The organism is Pseudomonas sp. EGD-AK9 (assembly GCF_000465935.2).
Lineage (GTDB): Bacteria > Pseudomonadota > Gammaproteobacteria > Pseudomonadales > Pseudomonadaceae > Aquipseudomonas.
Genome location: NZ_AVOF01000308.1, coordinates 1 through 3,855, shown reverse-complemented (window position 1 = coordinate 3,855; position 3,855 = coordinate 1). Strand labels below are relative to the sequence as shown.

Here is a 3,855-nt window from a genome sequence, read left to right as displayed (position 1 = left end):
GGATCAGCAGCGCCCGCCCCTCGCGCAGCGCCTGCCAGGCGTCGGCCGGCTGCGCTGCCGAGGTCCACAGCGGCGCCAGCAGCAGCACCAGCAGCCAGATGCGCATCACAGCCTGACGTTGCCGCGCGGCCCGGCCAGCGCCCAGATGATCAGCCCCAGCACGGGCAGGAAGATGATCAGCAGCACCCAGAGAATCTTGATCCCGGTTTCGGCGCTGCTTTTCACCACGTTGATGATGGCCCAGATATCCAGGGCCAGAATGATCAGGCCGATCAGCCCATTGAGGGTGGAACCCATGACGACACTCCTGTGTGAAGGGTTGCCCTCAGAGGATAGCCACTCAGTCGCCCAGACGCGGAAAACGGCTGGCGATCTGGTCGCCGGTCAGGCTTGGCGCTTCCGCCGTGGCGCTCAGGCGCACCAGCAGCAGGTGCGGCTCCTCACCCAGGTCGAACCAGTGGCGGGTGTCCGCCGGCAGCTCCAGCAGATCGCCGCGCTCGCCCTGCAGCACATAGACGTACTCGCCCAGGTGCAGGCTGAGCTGAGCGAAACCGCCGACGAACAGCCAGGCGCTGGCGGCCGGCTGCGTCTGCTCGTCGAGGTAGCGCGCGCGCAGCTCGAGCTTGCGCGGATGGTTGCGCTCCAGGCTGAGCAGCTCGTGCTGGCGATAGCCGCCCTCGCCGCGCAGATCCTGCAGCCAGGCGCCGCAGGCGGCGTCGAACTCCTGCTCGCTGCAGCCGGGGCGCAGCTTCGCCGGCGGCGGGCACTGGCGATAGCGCACGCCGACCTCGGCCAGGGTGCTGGCGATGTCCTCGGCGTGGGTCAGCACCTTGTTCGGCAGCTGCGGGGAGGTTTGCAGGTGAACGCTCAGGCTGGTCATGGGGATTCTCGCTCGGACTCCGGGGGCAGACGAGTGGCAATGATAACGGCTGCGGCCAGCGCCGCCAGGCTGGCCAGGGCGAAGGTCCAGGCCGGGCCGATGCTGTTCCAGCTGTAGCCGGCATACAGCGCGCCGAGGGCGCCGCCGATGCCGGCCAGGGTGGCGTACAGCGCCTGGCCCTGGCCCTGCTGACCGCCTTCGAAGCTGCGCTGGATGAAGTGGATGCTGGCGGCGTGGAAGGCGCCGAAGGTGGCGGCGTGCATGCACTGCGCCAGCAGCAGGATCGCCAGCTGGTCAGCCAGGTTGCCCAGCAGCAGCCAGCGCACGGCGGTGATCAGGAAGCTGGCCAGCAGCACCACGCGCAGCGAATAGCGCTGCAGCAGCCGCGCCATGACCAGGAACAGCAGAATCTCCGCCACCACGCCCAGGGCCCAGAGCATGCCGATGGTGCCGCGGCCGTAGCCGAGCGCCTCCAGGTGCAGGGTCAAAAAGGTGTAGTAGGGCCCGTTGCTCAGTTGCATCAGCCCGACGCTGGCGTAGAAGGCGAGGATGCCGGGGCGGCGCAGCTGGCGCAGAAAACCGCCCTGCTCGGCGCTGCCGGGTCGCGATAGCGGCTGCGCGTTGGGCACCCAGAAACTGCCGGCGACTATGCCGGCCATGATCAGCACCAGCGCCCAGGGGTAGGCGTCCAGGCTCAGCCACTCGAACAGGCGGCCCAGGCCGACCACCGCGACGATGAAGCCGATGCTGCCCCACAGGCGGATCTGACTGTAGCGCGCGGCCTGCTCGCGCAGGTGGGCCAGGGTGATGACCTCGAACTGCGGCAGCACCGCGTGCCAGAAGAAGGCGTGCGCGGCCATGATCAGCGCCAACCAGGCATAGCTGTGACTGACGAAGATGCCGGCGAAGCACACCAGGGTGCACAGCGCGCCGAGGCGCACGATCAGCAGGCGCTGGCCGCTGTGATCGCCGAGCCAGCCCCACAGATTCGGCGCCAGGCAGCGCATCAGCATGGGGATGGCCACCAGCTCGCCGATGCGCGCCGGCGAGAAGCCCAGGTGGTCGAAGTACAGGGCGAGGAACGGCGCCGTGGCGCCGAGCAGGGCGAAGTAGAAGAAGTAGAAGCCGGACAGGCGCCAGTAAGGCAACGCGGCGATCATGGCCTGGTCTTAGCCCGGGTCGAGCGCAGCAACACCCGGGGCCGCGGTTGTTGGGTATCGCTGCGCTCAACCCAACCTACGCAAGCGGTCACAGCTGCGGCAGCACCGGGGTGGTGACGCGCACCTCGGCGTTCTGCGCGCGATGACGCAGCAGGTGATCCATCAGCACTATGGCCATCATCGCCTCGGCGATGGGGGTGGCGCGAATGCCCACGCAGGGATCGTGGCGCCCCTTGGTGATCACCTCCACCGGGTTGCCGTCGACGTCGATCGAGCGCCCCGGCGTGGTGATGCTGGAGGTGGGCTTGAGCGCCAGATGGGCGACGATCGGTTGGCCGCTGGAAATGCCGCCGAGGATGCCGCCGGCATTGTTCGACAGGAAGCCTTCGGGGGTCAGCTCGTCGCGGTGCTCGGTGCCACGCTGGGCAACGCTGGCGAAGCCGGCGCCGATCTCCACGCCCTTGACCGCGTTGATGCTCATCAGCGCGTGGGCCAGTTCGGCGTCGAGGCGATCGAAGATCGGCTCGCCGAGGCCCGGCATCACGCCTTCGGCGACCACGGTGATCTTGGCGCCCACCGAATCCTGGTCGCGCCGCAGCTGATCCATATAGGCCTCGAGCTCGGGCACCTTGTCCGGGTCGGGGCTGAAGAAGGCGTTCTGCTCGACGCTGTCCCAGGTCTTGAACGGAATCTCGATGGGACCGAGCTGGCTCATATAGCCGCGCACCACGATGCCCTGGGTCGCCAGGTATTTCTTGGCGATGGCGCCGGCGGCCACGCGCATGGCGGTCTCGCGCGCCGAGCTGCGGCCGCCGCCACGGTAGTCGCGGATGCCGTACTTGTGGTGGTAGGTGTAGTCGGCGTGGGCCGGGCGGAACAGATCCTTGATCGCCGAGTAGTCCTTGGACTTCTGGTCGGTGTTGCGGATCAGCAGGCCGATGGCGCAACCGGTGGTCTTGCCCTCGAACACCCCGGAGAGGATCTCCACCACGTCGTCTTCCTGGCGCTGGGTGGTGTGGCGGCTGGTGCCCGGCTTGCGTCGGTCGAGATCGCGCTGCATGTCCTCCAGCGACAGCTCCAGGCCCGGCGGACAACCGTCGACTATGGCGACCAGGGCCGGGCCATGGCTTTCGCCGGCGGTGGTGACGGTGAACAGCTTGCCGTAGGTATTGCCGGACATGGGACGACGCTCCGCGAAATTCAGCCCCGACCTGCCGCTGCGCAGGCCGCTTAACGAGGTGGGCGAGTATACCCGCGGCGACCTTGCAGTTCACCCCGAACCTTGGTCGGCGACCGGCGTCCAATGCCGGTCTGCCACCACCCTGCCCCGATCATGCTGCGAACCCTGCTCTTGTCCCTTGCCCTGATAACCGGCCTGGCCCAGGCCAACACCACCCGACAACTGCCCATCAGCCTGGACACCGACCAGGGCACCCTGTACGGCAGCCTGCTGGTGCCGCAAAGCGACGAGCCGGTGCCGGTGGTGCTGCTGATCGCCGGCTCCGGCCCCACCGACCGCGACGGCAACAACCCCGAGGGCGGCCATAACGACGCGCTGAAGAAGCTGGCGCAGCTGCTGGCGCGCCACGGCATCGCCAGCCTGCGCTACGACAAGCGCGGCGTGGCCGCCAGCCGCGCCGCCACGCCCGACGAACGCGACCTCAGCATCGAGCGCTACGTCGCCGATGCCGAGGCCTGGGGACGCCTGCTCGAGGGCGATCCGCGCTTCGACCGGCTGATCCTGATCGGCCACAGCGAAGGCGCGCTGATCGCCAGCCTGGCCGCCGCGGGCAGCGGCGCCGAGGCGCTGGTATC

Annotated in this window: 5 protein-coding genes; 1 reads left to right on the top strand and 4 read right to left on the bottom strand. The window is 68.6% G+C overall.

Annotation, left to right across the window (positions count from 1 at the left end; translation table 11 throughout):
• Positions 1-105: 105 nt before the first annotated feature.
• The 4 genes from N878_RS14740 to aroC all read right to left on the bottom strand — a co-directional run bounded on the left by N878_RS14740 (position 106) and on the right by aroC (position 3,220).
• Positions 106-297 (bottom strand): PLDc N-terminal domain-containing protein, encoded by a 192-nt coding sequence (locus N878_RS14740; protein ID WP_021444394.1) that lies wholly within the window; start codon positions 295-297, stop codon positions 106-108.
• 43 nt (positions 298-340) lie between these two features.
• Entirely contained in the window at positions 341-880 is a 540-nt protein-coding gene (locus N878_RS14735) for a hypothetical protein (protein ID WP_021444393.1), read from the bottom strand.
• The gene (locus tag N878_RS14730; RefSeq protein ID WP_021444392.1) at positions 877-2,040 is read right to left on the bottom strand and encodes an MFS transporter; all 1,164 of its coding nucleotides are present in this window, start codon (positions 2,038-2,040) and stop codon (positions 877-879) included. Before N878_RS14730 ends, N878_RS14735 begins: the two co-directional genes overlap by 4 nt.
• A gap of 88 nt (positions 2,041-2,128) precedes the next feature.
• Positions 2,129-3,220: a chorismate synthase gene (gene aroC, locus N878_RS14725; RefSeq protein ID WP_021444391.1), complete on the bottom strand. Its 1,092-nt coding sequence runs from the start codon at positions 3,218-3,220 to the stop codon at positions 2,129-2,131.
• Between the two features lie 123 nt (positions 3,221-3,343).
• On the opposite strand from aroC, the gene N878_RS14720 reads away from it, so the two are divergent.
• On the top strand, positions 3,344-3,855 hold a 512-nt coding region (locus N878_RS14720; RefSeq protein ID WP_021444390.1), incomplete at its 3' end, for an alpha/beta hydrolase.

Excerpts from the sequence above, each read along its gene's own strand:
- N878_RS14730 (WP_021444392.1), bottom strand. The coding sequence starts at position 2,040 with ATGATCGCCGCGTTGCCTTACTGGCGCCTGTCCGGCTTCTACTTCTTC.
- N878_RS14735 (WP_021444393.1), bottom strand. The coding sequence starts at position 880 with ATGACCAGCCTGAGCGTTCACCTGCAAACCTCCCCGCAGCTGCCGAAC.
- N878_RS14740 (WP_021444394.1), bottom strand. The coding sequence starts at position 297 with ATGGGTTCCACCCTCAATGGGCTGATCGGCCTGATCATTCTGGCCCTG.
- aroC (WP_021444391.1), bottom strand. The coding sequence starts at position 3,220 with ATGTCCGGCAATACCTACGGCAAGCTGTTCACCGTCACCACCGCCGGC.